Below are 21,245 nucleotides of genomic sequence, written 5' to 3' on the forward strand. Positions count from 1 at the left end.
CTTGCCAAGGGCAGGTGCGCGGTTAAGCAGAGACAATCGATGAATCAGCCAAGGCGCTGCCCTTGATCCGAATCCTTCACACCGCAGACTGGCAGATCGGCAAGCCGTTCGGCAATTTCGAGCCCGACCGCCGGGGCGAACTGCGCGCCGAGCGTTTCGCCGCCGTCGCCCGCATCGCCGCGCTGGCCGAGGAGCGCGGTTGCGACGCCGTGCTCGTAGCCGGCGACGCCTTCGACGACAATACCGTGCCGGATCGTGACCTCAACCGCACGCTCGACGCCATGGCCGGTTTCGGTGGCCCATGGATCATGCTGCCCGGCAATCACGACGCCGCGCTGAGCGTTTCGGTCTGGACCCGCCTCCGCCGGCTAACGACCAGGGCGACGATCGTGGTCGCGGACCGCCCCGAACCGGTGGTTCTGAAGGACGGGGCGCTCGTCATCTTCCCGGCGCCGCTGACCCGCCGCCGCGAGGGGGCGGATCTCACCGAATGGTTCGATCACGCCGCGACGCCCTCGTCTGCGGTTCGTGTCGGTCTTGCCCATGGCGCGGTGCTCAACCGGCTGCCGGAGAAGGCCGAAGCCGGCAATCCGATCGCCGACGACCGGGCCGACAAGGCGAAGCTCGACTATCTGGCGCTCGGCGATTGGCATGGCTTCGTCGAGATCGCGCCGCGCACCGTCTATTCCGGGACCCCGGAGCCGGATCGCTACCCCGCCAACGCACCGGGTCATGTCGCGATCGTGGAGATCGACGCGCCGGGCGTCGCGCCCCGGATCGAACGGGTCCGCGTCGCGCGTTTCGATTGGCGGTCGATGGATGTGCGACTGGACGGCGGCATCGGCGCGCTCGACGATGCGCTTGCGGCGTTGACGCGTCCGGGCGAGACGCTGCTCGACCTGACGCTGTCCGGCAGCCTGTCGCTGCGCGAGCGGGTTCGGCTCGATGAAGCGCTCGCAGGCTGGCAGGCGCGCCTGTTCGATCTGCGCTTGTCGGACGAGGGCCTTCTGGACGAGCCGGACGAGGAGGATCTCGACCATATCGACGTCGGCGGATTCGTGCGCGTCGCGATCGAACGGCTGCGGGCGAAGGCAGCCGATCCGCAAGACCCCGAGCGCGCGGCGGCCCAGCTGGCGCTGCGGATGGCCTATGTCGAACATCGGCGCCTCTCGGGGAGCGATTAGCCGATGTACCTGAAATCGCTCCAACTGACGGATTTCGCCGGTGTCGGCTCGGTCGATCTGCCGCGGTTCGAGCCCGGGCTCAATGTCGTGGTCGGCGACAACGAAGCCGGCAAATCGACGCTGTTGACCGCGCTCAGGGCGGCCTTCTTCCAGAAGCATCGCGCCGGCGGTGAGGCCGTGAAGATGCTGGCCCCGTACAATCGTCAGGCGCGGCCGGAAGTCGCGGTGGAATTCGATATCGACGGCACCGCCTATACGCTCCGCAAGGCATTCGTTCAGCGTCCGTCGGCCGACCTGTCCTGGCCGGGCGGAAGCCTGTCCGGCGACGCGGTGGAAGAGCGGCTGGCCGAGCTGTTCCGTTTTTCCCATCCCGGCCGCGGCGATTCCAAGCTCAGCGAGCATCAGGGTGCGTTCGGCTTGTTGTGGGTCGAGCAAGGGCGCTCGACCGGCGGCCTCGATATCGGCGTCGGCAAGGATGCCGTCACCGCCTCGCTGGAGGGGGAGGTCGGCCAGATCCTCGGCGGTGAGCGCGGCCGGTCGCTGGTCGCCGCCACAAAGGCGCTGCAGGATCGCTTCTTTACCGACACGTTGCGCGTGGCCTCGGCCTCGCCGATCCGCCAGGCGGAAGAGCGGCGCGAGGCACTGCGCACGGAGCTCCAGGCGAAGCTGGCTCTTCGCGCCGACTATGACGAGAAGCTCGACCGGCTGCGGCGCCGGCGCGAAACGCTTCTGTCCTACGAGCGCGACGACGCGGTCGCCAAGGCGGAAGCCGCGGTCGAGGCGGCGGAGGCCGCGTCCCGGGCCGCCGAGAGTCTCGACCGGGAACGCGGCGAGGCCGAACGGGAGCTTCGCCACGCGCTTGCCAAGCGCGACGGCGCCGCCGAAATCCTGCGCCAGCGCGACAAACTCATCGAGACAAGAGGACGCGCGACGCAGGCGGCGGAGGCAATCGCCGCATCCCTCGATGCGTTCCGCGCGCGGGCGGTCGAGGAGCGCTCGGAGGTCGCGCGGCTCGAAGCGCGGCGGGCCGAAGCCAAGGCCGCCGCCGATCAGGCGGAGGCGGCGGACGAGGCGATTCAGCTTCGGGCCGAACTGTCCCGCAAGCAGGACGAGCTGGCCAAGGCTCGCCAACGCATCGAAGCCGCGCGCGGGATCGAGGAGGAGTTGGCCGAGTTGCGCCGCGCCGCGAGCGGGGCCGGCCTCGATCAAAAGGCGCTGGCGGCGATCGAGGCGGCGGAGCAATCGCGCCGCGAGGCTGCGATCAGACTCTCTGTCGCCGCGCCAAAGCTTCGGTTTGAACCGTCGGCCGGTCAGGCCGTGCGGGACGCGGCTGGCGAGGCGGTGGCGACGGAGGGATCAGTCGATATCACCGGCCGCAGCGTTTTCGATCTGGAAGGCTTCGGCCGGATCGTCATCGAGCCCGGCGCCGACGCGGGGGCTGTGGCCCGCGATGCCGCGACGGCGGAGGCCGCATGCGCCGGGCTGTTCTCCCGGCACGGGGTTGCCTCGCTGGAGGAGGCGCGCCGGCGCGTTCAGGCCGCCGAGGAGAGGCGGATCGCGGCGGACACCTTGAAGGCACGGCTCGGTGCCATCCTGCCCGAAGGCCTGTCCGAGGCTGCCGCCGCGCTCGAGCTTCGCGAAGGCGAGATCGCCGAGCGCAGCGCGACGATGGGGGCGCCCACCGAGGAAAACGAGACGAAGGCCGACCCATCGGACAGTCGAGCCGCGCGCCGGACCGCAAGGGCCCTGCTGGAGGCCGCGGATGCCGAACTCGACGGTATGCGCCGCAGGGCGGCCGAATCTTCCGCCCAATTGGCGACGGCTGAGGGCGAAGCGGGGTTTCGCCAGGCGGAGGCCGAGCGGCTGCGGCGCGAGCATCTGGAGGCCGAAGCGAAGCGGAGCCGGGCGGCGCTGGCCGAAGACCTGGCCGCCGCGGAAGTCGAGCGGACCGCCAAGGCCGTGGTTCTCGATCAGCGTCAGCGCGAACTGGCGGGCGTCGATCCCGAGACTGTCGCCTTGACCCTTCAATCCAAGCGCCGGGCACTGGTCGAGATTCGCCGCCAGGTCGTGGCCCTGCGCGAGGAAGCGGCCGCGCTGGAAGGTGAACTCGGCGGCCACGGGCTGACGGCGCTTGGCGAGGACATCGACCGGATCGAGGGCGAGGTCACCGTCCTCGAACGACGCCTGGGCCGTCTCAACGTTGAGGCCGAGGCGTCGAAGCTGCTGCATTCGACGCTGCTCGCCGCCCAGCGCGAGGCGCGCGAACATTGGCTGGGACCGATCAAGACGCAGGTGGCTCCCTATCTGCGGCTGATTCATCCAGGAACCGAGATCGAGCTCGACGAGACGACGCTGGAAATTAGGGGGCTGCATCGCGCCGGGGTCGAGGAACATTTCCAACGCCTTTCAGCCGGCGCGCGCGAGCAGGTGGCCGTGGTCACACGAATCGCGCTGGCGCAGGTTCTGAAGAAGGGCGGCCATCCGGCGACGGTGATTCTCGACGATGCGCTGGTCAATACGGACGAAAAGCGCCTCGAGCGCATGCATCTGGTGCTGCAAAAGGCGGCCGAAGACCTGCAAATTATCGTCCTGACCTGTCGGGAACGGGATTTTCGCGGACTTGGGGCGCCGTTGTTCAGAATCTGAAGGCGGCGAGCCGAGCCGATTCGGCCCCCACGCCGTTTTTCGGGGCTATTTGGCGCTCATTTTGGCTGTTTTCGCCAATTCCTTAACGGCGGGTAAACGAAAAAGTGGCATCGCCGCAACAGGGGTGTGTCCAAAGCGTCCCATCCGACCCATTGTGGCAATTAGGCGATTGCATCCGATCCGGCGCTGGATAATGTCGCGTCAGAAAGATCGCGGGGACAAAACGCTTCGGACTTTCGCAGAAGGGGATGGGGCAGGGAAGGCTGTCCTTCATAAACAAGGCCCAACCCTAACCTATAATTTGACTGGAGGTCAGAACATGAACATTAAGAGCCTTCTTCTCGGCTCCGCTGCGGCACTCGTCGCAGTCTCCGGCGCCCGCGCTGCGGACGTTATCGTACCGGTCGCCGCCGAGCCTGCTGACTACGTCCGCGTCTGCGACGTTTACGGCACCGGCTTCTACTACATCCCGGGCACCGAGACGTGCCTGTCGGTCAGCGGTTACGTCCGCTTCAAGTACAGCGTGCAGGATCTCGACCTGTCGAACAGCACGCTCCCGGCCTACATCGACCGCACTAACGCCGAAGGCGACGACTACGCTGCCTACAGCTCGGTTCGTGGTCGTCTGAACTTCGACGCTCGCGAAGAGACCGAACTCGGCACCCTGCGCGGCTTCCTCCGCGTTCAGGCTACCAACATGGCCGATGGCGACGCCAGCTTCGACATGGACCTGGGCTACATCCAGCTCGGTGGCCTCACCATGGGTTACCTCGACTCGCTGTGGTCCGAGGGTGACGGTCTCTTGACCGACACAGACTCCTCGATCGGCGACCTCACGGTCAACCGGGTGTCCTACACCTACGCCGCGAACGGCTTCTCGGCCGCGGTTTCGCTCGAAGACGACGCAACCGGCGATTTCGCTCCGGACGTGGTCGGCAAGCTGGCCTATTCGGGCGGCTGGGGCTCGATCTACATCGCCGGTTCGTATGACGAGGAGGTGCTTCTGCCCTCCCCGCTCGTCTTCGGTCGGGTCGGTCTGCGCGGCCATCTCGCCAACATCGATGTGTCCGAAATGGACGGGTTGATCGTCAACGACGGTGAGGGTGCATTCGCGGTCAAGGGCGGCCTGTCGCTCAAGGACCTCGTAATGACCGACTCCGAGCTCAAGATCGAAGGCAGCTACGCCTTTGATCCGTCGGCTTACTCGACCCTCAGCGTGTTCTCGGGTCCGTTCGGCGTGACGCTTCCTGTCGAGTGGTCGGCTGGCGCCGGTTATGCTCAGTCGTTCGGCAAGCTCGGCGTGGCCGTGTCCGGCCTCTACGGCGAGACCTTCGATCTGTCGACCGGCAACACGGCGTTCGCCTATGGCGCTCCGCTCCCGGGCAACGCGCAGTTCTACCAGATCGTCGGCAACGTCGGTTACGAGATCACCAACAACTTCGACATGCTGGCTGAAATCTCGTACACGGATCTCGAGTTCGACAACTCGCCGCGTGCGATTGCCACTTTCGGTACGGACAACGTCAGCCAGACGGCTGGTTTCCTGCAGTTCATCCGCTCCTTCTAATCGATCGAGCATTGCAGATAAGGGAGCCCGGCGTTCGCGCCGGGCTCTTTTTTGTGTCGATTTTTGCGCGGATAGATGCCTCCGCCGGACCTGTTGCCGGGCGAACCGCGGCTGCTAGACTATGGAATGGCTATGCCGCCTGCGCGGAGCGCCAAACCCATCGGTTCTCGTCAGGAAGCTTCTCCTCCTTGTGACGGGAGCGCTGGGGTTCGGTGCCATTGCCGCGGGCAAGGCCCGGCCGGGCGATGGTCTCGCGAGACAGGGCAGCCAGACTGAGACAGCGCCGATACGGGGATGACGGAGCCAGGGCACTCCGGGCGTGAGGACGTCGATCCCTCCGCAACCACGTCTCCTCTCAAGCCAAAAGATAGAAAACCGAAATTCCGTTCGCCTGCTGCTCAAGCGGGCAGGGTATGTTGCCGAGTCGCGAGGGCCATGCCGGCCAAGCCTTTGGCGAGAGACGGTGCTGCTTCCACGAAAGGTGCGGTGTAGAAACCGGAGACCGGCAGTCGAGCGATCGCTGCTGGAGCACGGCAGCTGTCATTTCGATCAGATTACCGGCTGGGGCGCATCCGAATCGCGCTGGATCGCGCAAACGGTCGGCTTTGCCGGAACCGGTCGGGCGCGATGGGGGAGCAAGCTGGCGCGGGAGTTCGCAGGCGATCAGAGACAGCCGGCGCCGTGGGACCCGTCACTGATGCAACGGGTCCCTGGAGCCAGGATCAACCGGTCCGCCCGAAACGCAGATCGCGTTCGACGTCGACGCTCGCGCCGAGCCGCATCTTGTAGACCTGATAGTTCTCGATGATGCGCTGGACGTAGTTCCGCGTCTCGGTGAAGGGGATGCGCTCGACCCAGTCGATTACCGCGTCCAAGGACTTGCCGCGGGGATCGCCGAAGCGCTCGATCCACTCGCGTGCCCGCCGTGGCCCGGCATTGTAGGCGACGAAGGTGAGGACATAGGAGCCGCCGAAATCGGCGATCTGCTCGCCAAGGAAACGCGCGCCGAGCGTGGCGTTGTAACCCGGGTCGCTGGTCAGCCGCTCGGGGGAATAGGGTAGACCGGCCTTGCGCGCGACGCTCTTGGCCGTTCCCGGCATCAGCTGCAACAGGCCAAGCGCGCCGGCGGGCGAGCGTGCCTTTGGATTGAACGCGCTCTCCTGGCGGGCGATGGCGTAGGCCAGGGCCTTGCCGGCGGACGAAATGTTGGCGCTTGCCGGGATAACACCGATCGGAAAGGCCAGGGCCGGCGCGTCAACGCCGCCCCGATTGGCGAGTTTACCGACCTGGAGAACCAGGGCGTGGTCGCCGCGTCGTTCGGCCATGACCGACAGCAGTGCGAGTTCGCCGGGGCTGTCGAGTTCGCCGGCGAGCGCGCGATAGAGACTGTCGGTCCGCCAGTCCGATCCGATCTGCTGCAGCCGCTGGATGGCCCGCACGGCACGGCGCTGCTCGAAGCGGCGGCGATCGGCGTCGCTCGGGCGCGGGAATGCAATGGCCGCCGGTTGCCGTCCGAGCCGGGCGGCGGCAAGCTGACCATAATAGGTGGAGCCGTAGCGTGCTGCTGTGGCGTAATGGTTTGCCGCGTTGCCTCCGGCGCCCGCCTCCGCGGCGCGACCCAGCCAGTAATAGCCGCGCGAGAGCGACAACGGCTTGTTCGACAATTGCGCGATGCGCGCGAAATGCTGGGATGCCGTGCGCGGATCGTTCAAGAACCTGAGCGCGATCCAGCCGGCGTGGAATTCGGCCTCGACCGCCTCGCTGGGGCTCTCGGCGGAATGACTGCTTGCCACCCGATAGGCGAGTTTCGGCTGGCCGAGATCGAGGAGGTCGCGGGCGACGATGCGCCGCTCGTTCCACCAGGCATCCGGATCGACCAACGAGGCGGAATCGCGTGGCGCTCCCACGAGAAGATCGGCCGCCTCGTCGATCTTGCCTTTCTTGCGATTGTATTCGACCAGCGCGAAACGATAGCCCGAATCGCCGCGCTGGGCGTTCGGAACCGCGGCCAGCAGCTTTCCCGCATTCCCGTCGCCGCGGACCACGGCGGCGCGAGCGGCGTAGAGCTCCTTGGCGCCGGCGAGTCCCGCGACACGGCCCGCGTCGGTCACACGGTCGCCATAGAGCAGCTTGTCCATGCGATATTTGTGGTCGGCGCGCGACAGCAGCGTCTGGAAGTCGGCCAGCAGCGCGCGTTCGATGTCCTTGTCGAGCCGCTCCTCGCGCCAGACCGTCGCGACAAGAGCCCTCGCTCGGCCCGCGTCACCGGCGGCGATATAGGCTCTGGCCAAGGCCATGGCGCCCTCGGGGCTTTCCGGCTGGCCACCGGCGAAAGCGCGGATCACGTCGCCAGCCGGCAGCCGCTCGCGATAGAGCGCCTTTTCGCTGTTGATGCGAAGCGTGACCATGCCGGGCCAATCGGCGAGATCGGTCGCCGTGCGGGCGATCTCGACTGCGGGGACGTCCTTGCCACCTTGAAGGGCGATCGCCCAGGCCAGAATGTCCCTGTCCAGGGAGCCCGGCATCATACCCTCGCGAATCGCCCGTGCCTTGACCGGGTCGCGGTCGGACAGCGCCTGGAGACCGTCCTTCAGTTCGCCCTGCATGGGCCGAACCGAAGCGATCCGGGGCATTGCCGCGATCGACGCGGTGAAGGCGCCGGCGGCAACGGGAATCGCCGGAGCGGCCGCCGACCGCAGAACCGGATTCGGCATCGGAGCGCGAACGGCACCGCCGAAACGGGCCGGATCGATGGCGATGCCTGCGGCGCGCTCCATCGGGCGCATCGTCGGCTTGGGACCCGTCAGTGGCAGGATCGCCTCGTCGGCGAAGCTCGATACCGGCAGCATCGAGACGGCCAGAACGCTGATCAAAATTCGTCGGGTGGAAAGCTTTGCCGTCATGGCCAACCTTTTGGAGTCCTCGGCGCCAATGGTTCGGCGCCCAATCCGGTTCCGGCGGCTCGTCGGCTGGCCGGATTGGATTGCAAATCTCTCACGGACACGATTAAAGCGCGGTTACCGAGGCAAGGTCGAGACGCTCTTGCAGGCCGCCCCCGGATCGGCTTGTTTCGCTGTCGGCGCTTCAATATGGTGCCGCGTTTGTAGCACCGCTCTGGGGCGGGATTGCGGTCGCTCGCTCTTGTCCGGACGAGGCAGGGGACTGACATCGGCGGGCTGTGCCGATACCACGCCAGCGCCGAGGGAAAATTGTGGGAGTGACGGAAAGTATGTTCAAGGGTTCGATGCCGGCGCTGATCACGCCTTTTGCCGCGGACGGCTCGCTCGACGAAGCGGCGTTCGGCGCGTTCGTCGACTGGCAGATCGCGGAAGGCTCGAACGGCCTCGTGCCGGTCGGCACGACCGGCGAGAGCCCGACGCTGAGCCACGACGAACACAAGCGTGTGGTCGAAATCTGCATCGAGGTGACGAACCGCCGGGTTCCGGTCATCGCCGGAGCGGGGTCGAACAACACTGCCGAGTCGATCGACCTGGCGCAATTCGCCGAAAAGGCTGGCGCCGATGGTCTGCTGGTCGTCACGCCCTATTACAACAAGCCGAACCAGAAGGGACTCTACGCGCATTTTTCGGCCGTTGCCGAGGCGGTGTCCCTGCCGATCCTCATCTACAACATTCCCGGCCGCTCGGTCATCGACATGACGCCGGAGACGATGGGCCGGCTGGCGGCGGACTGTTCCAACATCGTCGGGGTCAAGGATGCGACGGCAAAGGTCGACCGCGTCTCCGAACAGCGCATCACCTGCGGCACGGAGTTCATCCAACTCTCCGGCGAGGATTCGACCGCGCTCGGCTTCAATGCCCATGGCGGGCACGGCTGCATCTCGGTGACGGCCAATGTCGCGCCGCGCCTGTGCGCCGACTTCCAGGCGGCGTGCCAAGCGGGCGATTACGCGGCCGCTCTTGCCTTGCAGGACAGGCTGATGCCGCTGCACAAGGCGCTCTTCCTCGAGCCGAATCCGACGGGAGTGAAATACGCGCTGTCGAAGCTCGGCAAGGTCGATAACCGGCTCCGATCGCCGCTCGTGCCTGTGGACACGGCGACCGGAGAGGCCATCGATGCCGCCCTTCGCCATGCCGGGATCTTGAACTGAATTTTCCGCCGTCCGTCGCGCCGTGGCGTTCCCGTGACTATATCGGCCGTGTGAGGGGCGCGCGCATCGCGCGCGCGCGAGGTGGTTGATGGCCAAGAAGAAAAAGACGACGGGCTCGAATGTCGCGGCGGAAAACCGCAAGGCCCGCTACAATTACGAGATTCTGGATACGCTCGAGGCCGGCTTGGCGCTGACTGGTACGGAAGTGAAGTCGCTGCGCGCCGGCCGGGCGTCGATCGCCGAGTCCTATGCCACCGAAGAAGGCGGCGAGTTGTGGCTGATCAACTCCAACCTGCCCGAATACCTCCAGGCCAACCGCTTCAATCACGAGCCGAAACGGCGTCGCAAGGTGCTGGTGCATCGCGCCGAGCTCAACCGGCTCGCCGGCGCGGTGCAAAAGGATGGCATGACGCTGGTGCCGCTGCGAATCTACTTCAACGATCGCGGGGTGGCCAAGCTTCAACTCGCTGTCGCCAAGGGCAAGAACGCGCCGGACAAGCGCCAGACCATCAAGGAGCGCGACTGGAACCGGCAAAAGCAACGGATCTTGAAGGAAGGGTAGGGCGGGTTCCCCATGGATGATTTCGCGCTGCTTCCTGACGACCTGACCCCACCCGCCGACGACGGGGCGGCGGAGCATCTTGCCGGCATGGCGCTTGCGTCGGTGGCGCTCGAAGCGACCGATGGCCGGACGATCGATCTGTCGGCGATCGGCGGTCGCCTCGTTCTCTATGTCTATCCGATGACGGGCAAGCCCGGCATCGACTTGCCGCAAGGCTGGAACGAGATGCCCGGCGCGCGGGGCTGCACGCCACAGAGCTGCGCGTTTCGGGACCATTTCGCCGAATTGCGCTCCCTTGGCGTCGATGCCGTGTTCGGCCTGTCCGGCCAATCGTCCGACGACCAGCGGGAAGCCGCCGAGCGCCTGCATCTGCCCTTCGCGCTGTTGTCGGACGAAGAGGGTACCTTTCGCCGCGCGCTGCGACTCCCGGCCTTCGAACTTGGCGGGCGCGTCTACCTCAAGCGGACCACGCTGATCATCGACGAGGGGCGAATCGCGAAGGTTTTCTATCCGGTGTTCCCGCCCGACCGGAACGCCGCGGACGTGATCGCGTATCTTTCCGTCGGACGCTGACAGTCACCGACGAACAGATGCTATCCCGGCGTTGCCCTCAACCATCCAGATAATCCCGCACCCTTTGGAACACGGCGACGAACATGTCCTCGGTCAGGCGGCGCGTGTTGGTGTTGTAGCGCGAGCAGTGATAGCTCGAAAATAGCTGGCTTCCGCCGAGCTGGCGCTCGCCCCCGTGGCTGAATGGCGCGCTCGCCAGACGGCCGCCGAGCGCGCGAACCGTCGATTCGTGCGCGATCTTGCCGAGGGTCACGATGGCGCGAAGTTCGGGAAAGTCGGCGATGGTCGCGGTCAGGAACGGGCGGCAGTGGTTGATCTCCGCGCCGACCGGCTTGTTCTGCGGCGGGACGCAGCGGACGGCGTTGGTGATCGCCGTCCCAAACAGCTCAAGCCCGTCGTCGGTGCGGGCGGCGAACTGGTCGTTGGCGAAGCCGAAGCGCGACAGCGTCGCGTAGAGCAGGTCGCCGGCATAGTCGCCGGTAAACGGGCGCCCGGTGCGGTTGGCGCCGCGCACCCCCGGCGCCAATCCGACAACGAGCAGGCGAACGGGCTTGGCGCCGGAAGCGGGCAGCAGCGTTTTCACCGGCGCGTTGTGCCAGGAGGGCTCGCTCGCGCGCAATTCGTGGCGGAAGGCGACCAGCCGCGGGCAGAGCGGACAATCGCGCGCCGGTTCCGATGGAAGGGTGGACATTGCGACGGGCTCTCTAGCGAGGGCGAGCGGCCAGCTCAATAGTCCTCGTCGGAAGCGTCGGCTTCGTCGACCTCGGTGCGACGGGATATCCGGTTTTCGCGCTCGGCCGGGTTGCGGCCGATTTCCGCCCGGAGGCTCGCCAGATCGATGAAATGGTCGGCCTGCCGGCGCAGATCGTCCGAGATCATCGGTGGGGAGGTGGTCAGGCTGGAGACCACCGAGACCTTGCGGCCCTTGCGCTGCAGCGCCTCGACCAGGGAGCGGAAATCGCCGTCGCCGGAAAACAGCACGAAGTGATCGACCGTATCGGCCAGCTCCATGGCATCGACCGCCAGCTCGATGTCCATATTGCCCTTGATCTTGCGCCGTCCCGCCGCGTCGGTGAACTCCTTGGCCGGTTTGGTCACGACGCGGTAGCCGTTGTAGTCGAGCCAGTCGATCAGCGGCCGGATCGACGAATATTCGCTGTCCTCGATCAGGGCTGTATAATAGTAGGCGCGCAAGAGGTAGCCGCGCTTCTGGAAGCTGACCAGCATCTTCTTGTAATCGATATCGAAGCCGAGGCTTCTGGAAGCGGCGTAGAGATTGGCGCCGTCGATGAGGAGGGCGATTTTTTCACGTTGGTCGAACATCGGTAATGCAGCTTTCGGTAGCGCTCAAATCGGTGATGGCAATTGTTCGGGTCGTCGTGGCCCAGGGGCGCAATCGACGGTTATCGAGGTGTTTGGCGAATTTCGCGCGACCATAATCGGCGCGTCCTGGCAGCACAACGGGCATTGTCAGATTCGGAAAACCGCGACCGCATCTCCATAAGCCCTTGTCCCGCGACGGCAAACGGTCTATGCGAGCCGCTTAATCTCATCGAATTCGTACAGCCAGGAGACAGGCATGGCCCGCGTCACCGTAGAGGATTGCGTCGATAAGGTCGAGAACCGCTTCGAGCTGGTTCTGCTCGCCAGCCACCGGGCGCGCCAGATCTCGCAGGGGCAGTCGATCACCATCGATCGCGACAATGACAAGAACCCCGTCGTCGCACTGCGCGAGATCGCAGACGAGACCTTGTCGCCCGGCGATCTCAAGGAAGATCTGATTCACTCGCTGCAAAAGCACGTCGAGGTGGACGAGCCCGAGCCGGCACCGACACCGGAGCCGCGCGGCATTGCCGGCCAGCCGGCGGCAGCGCAGGCGACCGGCGCGCAGGAGGGCGACGATCAGGTCTCCTTCGATCACATGTCGGAAGAACAGCTTCTCGCCGGGATCGAGGGGCTCGTCCCGCCGGAGCGGACAGACGATTATTGAGTTTTGTTTGCGCCGCACTTTCGGCGGCGCCCGGAACAGTCCTATATTGAAGGACGCCTTCCCGATCGGGGAGGCGTCCTTTTCACATTAGGATCGTCGCCGTAGCCAAATGATGCGACAATATGAACTCGTCGAGAAAGTCGCGGCCTACAAGCCCGATGTCGATGAAGCGCTCCTCAACCGCGCCTATGTCTACGCCATGCAGAAGCATGGCGCGCAGACGCGCGCCAGCGGCGATCCGTACTTCTCGCATCCGCTCGAGGTCGCCGCGATCCTGACCGAGATGCACCTCGACGAGGCGACGGTCGCGGTGGCGCTGCTGCACGACACGATCGAGGACACGGACGCGACCCGCAAGGAGATCGACCAGCTCTTCGGACCGAAGATCGGCCAGCTCGTCGAAGGCCTGACCAAGCTGAAGCGGCTCGACCTCGTCTCGAAAAAGGCGGAGCAGGCCGAGAACCTGCGCAAGCTGCTGCTCGCCATCGCCGACGACATACGCGTCTTGCTCGTCAAGCTCGCCGACCGCCTGCACAACATGCGCACCCTCGGTCACATGGCGGCGGACAAGCGGGCCCGGATCGCCCAGGAGACGATGGACATCTATGCGCCGCTGGCCGGGCGCATGGGCATGCAGGACATGCGCGAGGAACTGGAAAACCTCGCGTTCAAACACGTCAATCTCGAAGCCTATGAGACCATTACCGCGCGGCTGGACGAATTGCGGGATCGGCACGCAGAGCGCATCGCCAGCATCGAACAGGACCTGACCGCGCGCCTGAAGGACAGCGGCATCGAGGCGACCGTCACCGGCCGGCAGAAAAAGCCCTATTCGGTGTTCTCGAAAATGCAGCGAAAGGCGCTGTCGCTCGAGCAGCTCTCCGACATTTTCGGTTTCCGCGTGGTCGTGCCCACGGAAGAGGATTGCTACCGCACGCTCGGCATCGTGCATCGGACCTGGCCGATGGTGCCCGGTCGTTTCAAGGACTACATCTCGACGCCGAAGCAAAACGACTACCGCTCGATTCACACCACCATCGTCGGGCCGTCGCGTCAGCGTGTCGAGCTGCAGATCCGCACATCCTTGATGCACGAGATCGCGGAATTCGGTGTAGCGGCCCACTCGCTCTACAAGGATCTCGGCGAGGATGGTGACGCCAAGGTGCATCTATCGAAGGATTCGAACGCCTATGGCTGGCTGCGACGGACGATCCAGTTGCTCGCCGAGGGCGACAATCCGGAGGAGTTCCTGGAGCACACCAAGCTCGAGCTCTTCCAGGACCAGGTGTTCTGCTTCACGCCGAAGGGGCGGCTGATCGCATTGCCGCGCGGCGCCACCCCCATCGATTTCGCCTATGCCGTCCATACGGACGTCGGCGATACCTGCGTCGGCTGCAAGATCGATGGGCGGATCATGCCGGTGGTCACCGAACTCGCCAATGGCGACGAGGTCGAGATCATCCGGTCAAAGGCCGCGACGCCGCCGCAGGCCTGGGAGAACGTCGCGGTGACGGGCAAGGCGCGCTCGGCGATCCGGCGGGCGGCCCGAATCTCGATCCGCCGGCAATATTCCGGTCTCGGCCAGCAGATCCTCGAGCGGACCTTCGCCCGGTCGGGCAAAACGTTCAGCCGCGATATCCTGAAGCCGCTGCTCGGTAAGCTCGGCCAGCGCGAGATCGAGGACGCGCTCGCCGCGGTGGGCCGAGGCGAACTGAACTCCTCCGATGTCCTCAAGGCGGTTTTCCCGGACTTTCAGGACAGCCGCGTGACCAGACGCTCGCCGCGTCGGGAAGAGGAGGGCTGGTTCAACCTCAGAACCGCCGCCGGCATGATCTTCCGCATGCCGGGGCGTTCGAAGACGAAGCAGAAGAAGGACCGGAACGCTATCCCGATCCGCGGCGCGCGTGACGACATGCCAGTGCATTTCGGACCTGACGGTGCGGTGCCGGGCGACCGTATCGTCGGCATCATCGAGCCCGGCAAGGGTATCACCATCTATCCGATCCAGTCGCCGGCCCTGATGGACTATGATGACCAGTTGGACCGTTGGGTGGATGTCAGATGGGACATCGACGAGGCGCTGAACGAACGTTTTCCCGCCCGGATCATGATCTCCGCCATCAACGAGCCTGGCTCACTCGCCGAGATCGCCGAGACGGTCGCGGCCAACGACGCCAATATCCACAATCTGTCGATGGTGACGACGGCGCCCGATTTCACCAAGATGGTCATCGAGTTGGAGGTTTGGGATCTCAACCACCTCAATCAGACGCTGAACCAGCTTCGCGGCAAGCCCTGCGTGTCCGAGGTCGTGCGCGTCAACGGGTGACGCCGGGACATTCTTCCAGGCGGCTTCGAAGTCGACCAGGCGCTGGATGATGCTACGCTGCGCTCACGCTGCGGTCCGTTCCGGTCGGTTGGCGCGCGCTAGATGGCGCCGTAATAGACCTCGATCGGGATGCGATGGTCCTCGACCGAGCGGACACCCGGGGTGTTTTCAGCCAGAACGCGCGAGGCCTCCTGCTCTTCCTCGGTTCGGTATCGACCCCAGAAGGCGACGGTTCCGTCGGTGACGGTGACATCCCAGGCGCCGACTGAAGCCCAGGGCTGTTGGCGCAGTTTCTCCAGAATTTCCTCGCGTATGCCGCTGTCGCCGGCCGCGGTGGCGGCGAGCTGGCTGTCGCGCGCCGTCGCCAATGCCCGGATCAAATTGGCGCGACTGACGATTCCGACGAGCTTGCCTTCGTGAACGACCGGAACCCGCTTGATGCGCCGTTTTTCCAAAAGATCGGCAACCTCCGCCAGCGGCGTGTCTTCCTCGACCGTGATGACGTTTTTCGTCATCACGGCTACGACATGTCTGGCATGCGCCTTGGTGTAGTCGGCGGCCGTTGCCGCTGAGTCGGTGAAGATGTTCAGCCACCAGGAACGCGGGCGGGCGGCGGTGCCGAGCTCCTCGCGGCGCATGAGATCACCCTCGCTGACGATGCCGACCAGTTTGTCCCCATCGACCACGGGAAGGGCGCTCACGCCATGGTCGGTCAGTAGGGTCGCGACGTTGCGGACCGTATCGTCAGGCGCCACGGTGAATACCTTGGCGGTCATGACGTCCTTCGCCGTCAGCATGGGCAAGCTCTCCATCCTTCTCGTCATCGGCTGCGCTTTTCGCCGATCCCGTGGACGCGCCGCCTATTCTTCGGCGAGAAGCATCGGGATGAACGAAGCACCGTCAATATAGCGACCGGCGCCAGCGCTTGAGTTGTCCTGGATCAAACCAGGCATCCACGCGCCCGATTCCGCCTCGGCGACGAAGCGGGGATGTGGGGAGGGGCCAGACATGTCGGATTTCCGAAGCCAGCCACGGATCATGGAACCGAAACGTGGTTATCAAGCTTATCGCCACATGACTGGAACACGGGCACGTAAAGGCTTGACGCCGCCTTCGCGGCCGCCCCTCAGGAAGGAAACACCGTTGTCATGAACAGCATCATCTATCTTGTCGGGTTGATCGTCGTGGTCCTCGTCATCCTCTCCCTCCTCGGGCTTGCATAAGGATCTCCCAATGACATCCGATATCAACAAACCGTCGCTACCCGCCAAGGCAGAAGACGACAAGAACCGCGCAGCGGACGCGATCGATCGGGAGACGCGATCGGTGCGGGACGAGGCAGCGAAAGCCGGCCAAAGTATTCGCGACGAGGCGTCCGACCTTGCCGAGAAAGCCAAGCAGCGGGCGAGCGAGAGCGCCGACCAAGGCAAGGAAGCCGTGGCCGGGAGCATGGACGATTTCGCCGCCGCCGTGCGCAAGGCCTCCGACGAACTCGGCGATCGCGATCAGTCGATGGCCGCGAAGGTCGTCCGCGAAGTCGCCTCCGGTCTTGAGGATGCGTCGCGCTCCCTGCATGGGCGTAGTGTCCAGGATCTCACCCGCTCTGTCGCCGGCTTTGCCCGACGTCAGCCGACGGCTTTTCTGGTTGGCGCCGCTTTAGCTGGGGTCGCTCTGGGACGGTTTGCCCGGGCCTCCAGCGAACATGAGCATGACGACGATCGCGGCGCGAACGACCGGGGTCCGGTCGGGCGGCCGGTTCCCACCGCTGTACGTCCGGCCGGTACAATGGGCGCGCGCCCGTCACCGTCCGCCTCCGCCGCGTCGGTCGGAGCTTCCGGCGTGACGGCCTCGTCTTCGGCCGGCGTCTCTTCCAGCACCGCACCGCTCGGCGGCACGCAGACCCGGACGCCGTCCGGCACGACATCCACCAACACCAGCGGAGGCAATCATGGCCGTTGAACCCAGAGACAACCGGTCCGTGCCTGAACTGCTGTCGGATCTGCTGCGCGAAACCACCGATCTCTTCAAGACCGAGGGAGAGCTGATCCGCTCGGAAATATCCGACAAGATCACCCAGGTGGAAATCGGTGGCGGCTCGATCGCAGCCGGGGCGATTTGCCTGCTCGTGGCGCTCTTCGTCCTCGCGCAAGCCCTCATCGTCGCGCTCGGCTCGTTCATGGGCGATGCCTGGGCCGCGCTGCTCGTTGGCGTGGTCATCGCCGGTATCGGCGTGGCGCTACTCTTCAAGGGGCGGAATGACCTCAGCCCCGCTAATCTTACGCCTGACCGCACGGCCCGCCAGCTGCGCAAGGATGGCCAGCTCGTGAAGGAGCAGACCCGATGAGCAACGATACCGATCGATTGGAACACGAAGCCGAAAGCCACCGCTCGCGGGTGGATTCGACCCTCGACGAATTGCGCGACCGATTCTCGGTCGGCCAGATCGTCGACGAGGTGTCGAGCTATCTGAAGGAAGGACAGGGTTCCGACATGGCGCGGAATTTGGGGCGCCAGGTGCGCGACAATCCGCTGGCCCTTGGCCTGATCGGCGCTGGCATCGCCTGGCTGTTTACCGGTGATAGTGCCCGAGCCGAGGGTCGCCATTTGAAGGGGCGCTACGATCAATGGCGCGACGACCGAGACTACGACGAACGCTTCGACGGGGCATTTTCGGGCGGTTCGCAGCCGGCCGGCGGCTACCGTGCGGGCACGTCGGAGCCATTGTCGCGGGGGACGTCATCGGGCTCGCCTCGACCGAATCCCTATCCGGTTACCGGGGGAGCTTCGCGGCCATCCGTAGGAGGCAGTGGCACCAGTGGATCGGACGGTCCGGGCATGACGGATAAGGCCAAAGCGGCGGCGTCCAGCGCGGGCGCAAGCGTCTCCGATGCCGCGAGCCGCGCCGGCTCGTCTATCTCCGATGCCGCCAGTTCGGCTCGCGATACGGCCGCTCGGCTTGGCCATGATGCGTCCGAGGCCGCCTGGAGGGCTGAGGAAGCCGCGGCCCGGCGCGCCCGCGAAGCAGGTCGCGGCATCTACCGTGCCGGTCGCAGCGCGCGGCGCACCTTCCTCGATACGCTCTACGAGGAGCCGCTGATCATGGGCGGCGTTGCCCTTGCGCTCGGCGCTGCAGTGGGTGCTGCGCTTCCCTCGACACGCCGAGAGGACGAGCTGATGGGCTCGGCCCGCGACAAAATGCGGGACGAGGCCTATGCCTACGGCCAGGACACGGTCGAGCGTGCCGGACATGTCGCGGAGAAGGCCTACGAGGCTGCCAGCAATGAGGCCGACAAGAAGGGCCTGATGCCGAAAGGCGGCGCTGGCGGTGAGACGTTGGCCGAGAAAGCCTCCGGCATCGCCAAGGCCGCGGCTGACGCAGCCAAGAGCGAAGCGAAGAAGGAAGGCCTGTCCTGATCGCTATATCGGGCTGCCAAGAAGGCTGCTGATGCCGATACCGGCCACGTCCTTGCGACGTGGCCGGTCGCGTCTTGTGCACAGGGCCGCCGGTCTATGGTAGCGGTTGGCGCTTTGCCTTTCCCGTTATAAAACCGGGAGCAACCGCGACCGGAACACGCTGGACCCGCCATGTCACAGGATGCCGAAGCAACCGCCGACGGGGCCGTTCCCGACCATGACTTGGACGCTGTATTCCAACGTCAGCGTCAGGCATCCCGGCGGATAGCGGCCTCGGATTTGGAGGCGCGGCAGGAGTCGTTGGGTCGTCTGCGCGGCATGGTGACGGACAACCGGTCCGCGATCGCAGAAGCGATTTCGCAGGATTTCGGCAATCGGTCGCGCGACGAAACCGACATGCTCGAGGTCGTTCCCACCCTGGGGGCCATTCGGTATGCCCGACGCAAGCTCGCCGGCTGGATGAAGCCGCAGCGCCGCCATGTCGATCTGGCGTTCCAACCGGCCAGCGCCTGGGTGCGGCATGAGCCACTCGGTGTCGTCGGCATTATCGCGCCATGGAATTATCCCCTGCTGCTGGCCCTATCGCCGCTCGTCGACGCTCTGGCGGCGGGCAATCGCGTCATGGTGAAGCCGTCGGAACTGGCGCCGCGCTTTGCCGATCTTTTGCAGCGCCTTATCGCCGAACGTTTCGACCCCGAGCAAGTCGCCGTGGTGATCGGCGGCGTCGAGGCGGCGCAGCGCTTTTCGAGCCTGCCCTTCGATCACCTCCTGTTCACCGGCTCCACCGCCGTCGGACGAAAGGTCATGCAGGCGGCGGCGGAAAACCTGACGCCGGTGACACTCGAACTCGGCGGCAAGTCGCCCGCGATCGTCTGCCCGGACTATCCGCTCGACAAGGCCGCCAGCAGCATCGCCTTCGGCAAGTTCCTCAACGCCGGGCAGACCTGCATCGCGCCCGACTATGCGCTCGTCCCGAACGACAAGATCGCTGCCTTCGCGGAGGCCGTCATGGCCTCGGCGCGCCGCGCCTATCCGGCGATCGCGGGCAATGACGACTATTCGGCGATCATCGGCGACCGGCATTACCAACGGCTTCGCGATGCCGTCGAGACAGTCCGCTCCGAGGGCGCCACCGTGCTGTCGCACGAGGACACCGGCGCGGATTCCGGCCGCAAGATTGGTCCCACCGTGGTCTTCGGCGCGGCGCCGGAGAGCCTGCTGATGACAGAGGAGATCTTCGGTCCTGTGTTGCCGATCGTCGGCTACGACAGCCTGGACGACGCCATCCGCTACGTTGCCGCACGGGATCGCCCATTGGCACTCTACTGTTTCAGCGACGACAAATCCGCGCAGGCGAAGGTGCTCGACGGTACGATGTCGGGCGGGGTGACGCTCAACGGCACGCTGCTGCATGTTGCACAGGACAGCCTACCCTTCGGGGGTGTCGGGACGAGTGGGATGGGCGCCTATCATGGCTTTGACGGGTTTCGCCGCCTGAGCCACGTCCGATCGGTTTACAAGGTCGGCGCTTTCAACGTGTTCGAACGTCTCGGCCCCCCTTGGGGGAAACTCGCCGGGATGGCGTCACGGCTGTTGAGCCGGCGCTGACGTTCCGACATCCTGATCCGCGCGATGGGCACTCGGGTTTCTGTACGGTAAGGACCCGCGCCTGCTCGCTTCGAGATTTTCAATCTGTCGTAGCTTGGTATTAGGTCTCACCGCAAATCCCGGATTCGCCCCATGCGCCTGTTCTTCACCCCCGATCAGCTTGGCCACAAGCCGACCCAGTACGGCGTTCACGGGCGGCTGGTGCGCCCGCTCGAAAACCCCGAACGCGGCGAGACGCTGATCGCCTCGTTGCGCACCCTCGGGACCGAGGCGGAGGCGCCGGGCGATTGCGGTCTCGATCCGGTGCTTGCCGTTCACGCGGATCACTATGTGAGCTTCCTCGAAGGCGCCTTCGCGCGATTTCAGGCGCTGCCGAATGCCGGGCCGGAAGTCCTGCCCAACGTGCATCCCTATTTCTCGGGCGCCACCCGGCTGGGAGCGCGGCCAGCACCGAGGACCACGGGCATCCTGGGACAGACCGGCTGGTATATCGGCGATCTGTCCTGCGCGATGACCGCGCGAAGTTTCGACGCCGCGCTGGCATCGGCGAGGAGCGCGGTCGCAGCCGCCCGGGCTGTCGCCGATGGGGAGTCCGCCGCCTATGCGCTGTGCCGGCCGCCCGGCCACCACGCCTATCCGGACCGGGCGAACGGGTTCTGCTTCTTCAACAACGCGGCGATCGCCGCGCAGGAGCTGCGGCAACGCTACGCCAAGGTCGCGATCCTCGACTTCGATACCCATCATGGCGATGGTACCCAGGCGATCTTCTACGCCCGCGACGATGTCTTCGTCGGCTCTGTCCACACCGACCCGTCGGCCTATTATCCGCATTTCTTCGGCTATGCGGACGAGCACGGCGAGGGACCCGGCGAGGGCTTCAACCTGAACCTGCCATTGCCGTTCGGCGCCGGCGATGCGGCTTTCGTCGCGGCGGTCGAGCGCATGGCCGAGGCGGCGGACCGGTTCGGGGCGCAGGCGCTGGTCATCTCCGCCGGCTGGGACGCCCATCGCGACGACCCGCTGTCGAAGCTGGATGTCTCGACGGACGCCTATCCGGCGATCGGCTCCGTCCTTGGTCGCCTGAAGCTGCCTTCCGTGATCGTCCAGGAGGGCGGCTACTCGCTCGCGGCGGTGGCCGAGGCGGCGCCTGCCTTCGTGGCGGCGTTTGTAGCGGCATAACCGATCGCGGCAGCCGTTAGGCTGGGCCGCGACGGGGGCATCAAACGCGGCTTGCCTCTGCGGTATGGCCTTGAATTGTTGT

17 protein-coding genes are annotated in these 21,245 nt (G+C 65.6%); 13 read left to right on the forward strand and 4 right to left on the reverse strand.

The window, feature by feature from the left end; all coding sequences use genetic code 11:
• Nucleotides 1-62 precede the first annotated feature (62 nt).
• From VQ045_RS06500 to VQ045_RS06510, 3 genes are all read left to right on the forward strand, one after another.
• Complete coding sequence (locus VQ045_RS06500) at nucleotides 63-1,184, forward strand: metallophosphoesterase family protein (protein WP_327646551.1); 1,122 nt, start codon at nucleotides 63-65, stop codon at nucleotides 1,182-1,184.
• A gap of 3 nt (nucleotides 1,185-1,187) precedes the next feature.
• Nucleotides 1,188-3,830 carry an AAA family ATPase gene (locus tag VQ045_RS06505; RefSeq protein WP_327625070.1) on the forward strand — a complete coding sequence of 881 codons (2,643 nt, stop codon included), beginning with the start codon at nucleotides 1,188-1,190 and terminating at the stop codon, nucleotides 3,828-3,830.
• Between the two features lie 319 nt (nucleotides 3,831-4,149).
• On the forward strand, nucleotides 4,150-5,397 hold the full coding sequence (locus VQ045_RS06510) for a porin (protein WP_327625071.1): 1,248 nt from the start codon (nucleotides 4,150-4,152) through the stop codon (nucleotides 5,395-5,397).
• 722 nt (nucleotides 5,398-6,119) lie between these two features.
• Here the strand turns inward: VQ045_RS06510 and VQ045_RS06515 are convergent.
• Nucleotides 6,120-8,300, reverse strand: a complete 2,181-nt coding sequence (locus VQ045_RS06515) for a lytic transglycosylase domain-containing protein (protein ID WP_331829516.1) — start codon at nucleotides 8,298-8,300, stop codon at nucleotides 6,120-6,122.
• A 326-nt stretch (nucleotides 8,301-8,626) separates the two neighbouring features.
• Here VQ045_RS06515 and dapA point away from each other — a divergent pair, with 326 nt between their 5' ends.
• The 3 genes from dapA to VQ045_RS06530 all read left to right on the forward strand — a co-directional run bounded on the left by dapA (nucleotide 8,627) and on the right by VQ045_RS06530 (nucleotide 10,643).
• Nucleotides 8,627-9,508 carry a 4-hydroxy-tetrahydrodipicolinate synthase gene (gene dapA / locus VQ045_RS06520; protein WP_331829538.1) on the forward strand — a complete coding sequence of 294 codons (882 nt, stop codon included), beginning with the start codon at nucleotides 8,627-8,629 and terminating at the stop codon, nucleotides 9,506-9,508.
• 88 nt (nucleotides 9,509-9,596) lie between these two features.
• Nucleotides 9,597-10,070 (forward strand): SsrA-binding protein SmpB, encoded by a 474-nt coding sequence (gene smpB / locus VQ045_RS06525; protein ID WP_327625073.1) that lies wholly within the window; start codon nucleotides 9,597-9,599, stop codon nucleotides 10,068-10,070.
• Between the two features lie 12 nt (nucleotides 10,071-10,082).
• Nucleotides 10,083-10,643, forward strand: a complete 561-nt coding sequence (locus VQ045_RS06530) for a peroxiredoxin (protein ID WP_331829517.1) — start codon at nucleotides 10,083-10,085, stop codon at nucleotides 10,641-10,643.
• Nucleotides 10,644-10,680: 37 nt separating this feature from the next.
• Here the strand turns inward: VQ045_RS06530 and VQ045_RS06535 are convergent, their stop codons facing one another.
• Both VQ045_RS06535 and VQ045_RS06540 read right to left on the reverse strand, forming a co-directional pair.
• The gene (locus VQ045_RS06535) at nucleotides 10,681-11,334 is read right to left on the reverse strand and encodes a uracil-DNA glycosylase (protein WP_331829518.1); all 654 of its coding nucleotides are present in this window, start codon (nucleotides 11,332-11,334) and stop codon (nucleotides 10,681-10,683) included.
• A 35-nt stretch (nucleotides 11,335-11,369) separates the two neighbouring features.
• The gene (locus tag VQ045_RS06540; protein WP_327625076.1) at nucleotides 11,370-11,966 is read right to left on the reverse strand and encodes a LabA-like NYN domain-containing protein; all 597 of its coding nucleotides are present in this window, start codon (nucleotides 11,964-11,966) and stop codon (nucleotides 11,370-11,372) included.
• A gap of 256 nt (nucleotides 11,967-12,222) precedes the next feature.
• Here VQ045_RS06540 and rpoZ point away from each other — a divergent pair, with 256 nt between their 5' ends.
• Both rpoZ and VQ045_RS06550 read left to right on the forward strand, forming a co-directional pair.
• Nucleotides 12,223-12,633, forward strand: a complete 411-nt coding sequence (rpoZ, locus tag VQ045_RS06545; RefSeq protein ID WP_331829519.1) for a DNA-directed RNA polymerase subunit omega — start codon at nucleotides 12,223-12,225, stop codon at nucleotides 12,631-12,633.
• Between the two features lie 109 nt (nucleotides 12,634-12,742).
• Nucleotides 12,743-14,962 carry a RelA/SpoT family protein gene (locus VQ045_RS06550; protein ID WP_327625080.1) on the forward strand — a complete coding sequence of 740 codons (2,220 nt, stop codon included), beginning with the start codon at nucleotides 12,743-12,745 and terminating at the stop codon, nucleotides 14,960-14,962.
• 98 nt (nucleotides 14,963-15,060) lie between these two features.
• On the opposite strand, the gene VQ045_RS06555 is transcribed toward VQ045_RS06550, so the two are convergent.
• Nucleotides 15,061-15,759 carry a CBS domain-containing protein gene (locus VQ045_RS06555; RefSeq protein WP_327625082.1) on the reverse strand — a complete coding sequence of 233 codons (699 nt, stop codon included), beginning with the start codon at nucleotides 15,757-15,759 and terminating at the stop codon, nucleotides 15,061-15,063.
• Between the two features lie 436 nt (nucleotides 15,760-16,195).
• Between VQ045_RS06555 and VQ045_RS06560 the strand changes: the two genes are divergently transcribed.
• The 5 genes from VQ045_RS06560 (at nucleotide 16,196) to VQ045_RS06580 (ending at nucleotide 21,163) form a co-directional block, all read left to right on the forward strand.
• Complete coding sequence (locus tag VQ045_RS06560) at nucleotides 16,196-16,921, forward strand: hypothetical protein (protein WP_331829520.1); 726 nt, start codon at nucleotides 16,196-16,198, stop codon at nucleotides 16,919-16,921.
• On the forward strand, nucleotides 16,911-17,306 hold the full coding sequence (locus VQ045_RS06565; RefSeq protein WP_327625085.1) for a phage holin family protein: 396 nt from the start codon (nucleotides 16,911-16,913) through the stop codon (nucleotides 17,304-17,306). The genes VQ045_RS06560 and VQ045_RS06565 overlap by 11 nt, the downstream gene beginning before the upstream one ends.
• Nucleotides 17,303-18,376, forward strand: coding sequence for a DUF3618 domain-containing protein (locus VQ045_RS06570; RefSeq protein WP_331829521.1), 1,074 nt, complete (start codon nucleotides 17,303-17,305; stop codon nucleotides 18,374-18,376). Before VQ045_RS06565 ends, VQ045_RS06570 begins: the two co-directional genes overlap by 4 nt.
• Before the next feature lie 171 nt (nucleotides 18,377-18,547).
• Complete coding sequence (locus VQ045_RS06575) at nucleotides 18,548-19,984, forward strand: coniferyl aldehyde dehydrogenase (protein WP_331829522.1); 1,437 nt, start codon at nucleotides 18,548-18,550, stop codon at nucleotides 19,982-19,984.
• Nucleotides 19,985-20,116: 132 nt separating this feature from the next.
• Nucleotides 20,117-21,163, forward strand: coding sequence for a histone deacetylase family protein (locus VQ045_RS06580; RefSeq protein WP_331829523.1), 1,047 nt, complete (start codon nucleotides 20,117-20,119; stop codon nucleotides 21,161-21,163).
• Nucleotides 21,164-21,245: the final 82 nt, after the last annotated feature.

This window comes from Aurantimonas sp. E1-2-R+4 (assembly GCF_036549515.1).
Classification (GTDB): domain Bacteria; phylum Pseudomonadota; class Alphaproteobacteria; order Rhizobiales; family Rhizobiaceae; genus Aurantimonas; species Aurantimonas coralicida_A.

Bases quoted from the DNA above. Each gene is read 5' to 3' on its own strand.
- VQ045_RS06580 (WP_331829523.1), top strand. From the start codon at position 20,117: ATGCGCCTGTTCTTCACCCCCGATCAGCTTGGCCACAAGCCGACCCAG.
- VQ045_RS06505 (WP_327625070.1), top strand. From the start codon at position 1,188: ATGTACCTGAAATCGCTCCAACTGACGGATTTCGCCGGTGTCGGCTCG.
- VQ045_RS06510 (WP_327625071.1), top strand. From the start codon at position 4,150: ATGAACATTAAGAGCCTTCTTCTCGGCTCCGCTGCGGCACTCGTCGCA.
- VQ045_RS06535 (WP_331829518.1), bottom strand. From the start codon at position 11,334: ATGTCCACCCTTCCATCGGAACCGGCGCGCGATTGTCCGCTCTGCCCG.
- rpoZ (WP_331829519.1), top strand. From the start codon at position 12,223: ATGGCCCGCGTCACCGTAGAGGATTGCGTCGATAAGGTCGAGAACCGC.
- VQ045_RS06555 (WP_327625082.1), bottom strand. From the start codon at position 15,759: ATGCTGACGGCGAAGGACGTCATGACCGCCAAGGTATTCACCGTGGCG.
- VQ045_RS06540 (WP_327625076.1), bottom strand. From the start codon at position 11,966: ATGTTCGACCAACGTGAAAAAATCGCCCTCCTCATCGACGGCGCCAAT.
- VQ045_RS06575 (WP_331829522.1), top strand. From the start codon at position 18,548: ATGTCACAGGATGCCGAAGCAACCGCCGACGGGGCCGTTCCCGACCAT.
- VQ045_RS06570 (WP_331829521.1), top strand. From the start codon at position 17,303: ATGAGCAACGATACCGATCGATTGGAACACGAAGCCGAAAGCCACCGC.
- VQ045_RS06560 (WP_331829520.1), top strand. From the start codon at position 16,196: ATGACATCCGATATCAACAAACCGTCGCTACCCGCCAAGGCAGAAGAC.
- VQ045_RS06550 (WP_327625080.1), top strand. From the start codon at position 12,743: ATGATGCGACAATATGAACTCGTCGAGAAAGTCGCGGCCTACAAGCCC.
- dapA (WP_331829538.1), top strand. From the start codon at position 8,627: ATGTTCAAGGGTTCGATGCCGGCGCTGATCACGCCTTTTGCCGCGGAC.
- smpB (WP_327625073.1), top strand. From the start codon at position 9,597: ATGGCCAAGAAGAAAAAGACGACGGGCTCGAATGTCGCGGCGGAAAAC.
- VQ045_RS06530 (WP_331829517.1), top strand. From the start codon at position 10,083: ATGGATGATTTCGCGCTGCTTCCTGACGACCTGACCCCACCCGCCGAC.
- VQ045_RS06515 (WP_331829516.1), bottom strand. From the start codon at position 8,300: ATGACGGCAAAGCTTTCCACCCGACGAATTTTGATCAGCGTTCTGGCC.
- VQ045_RS06565 (WP_327625085.1), top strand. From the start codon at position 16,911: ATGGCCGTTGAACCCAGAGACAACCGGTCCGTGCCTGAACTGCTGTCG.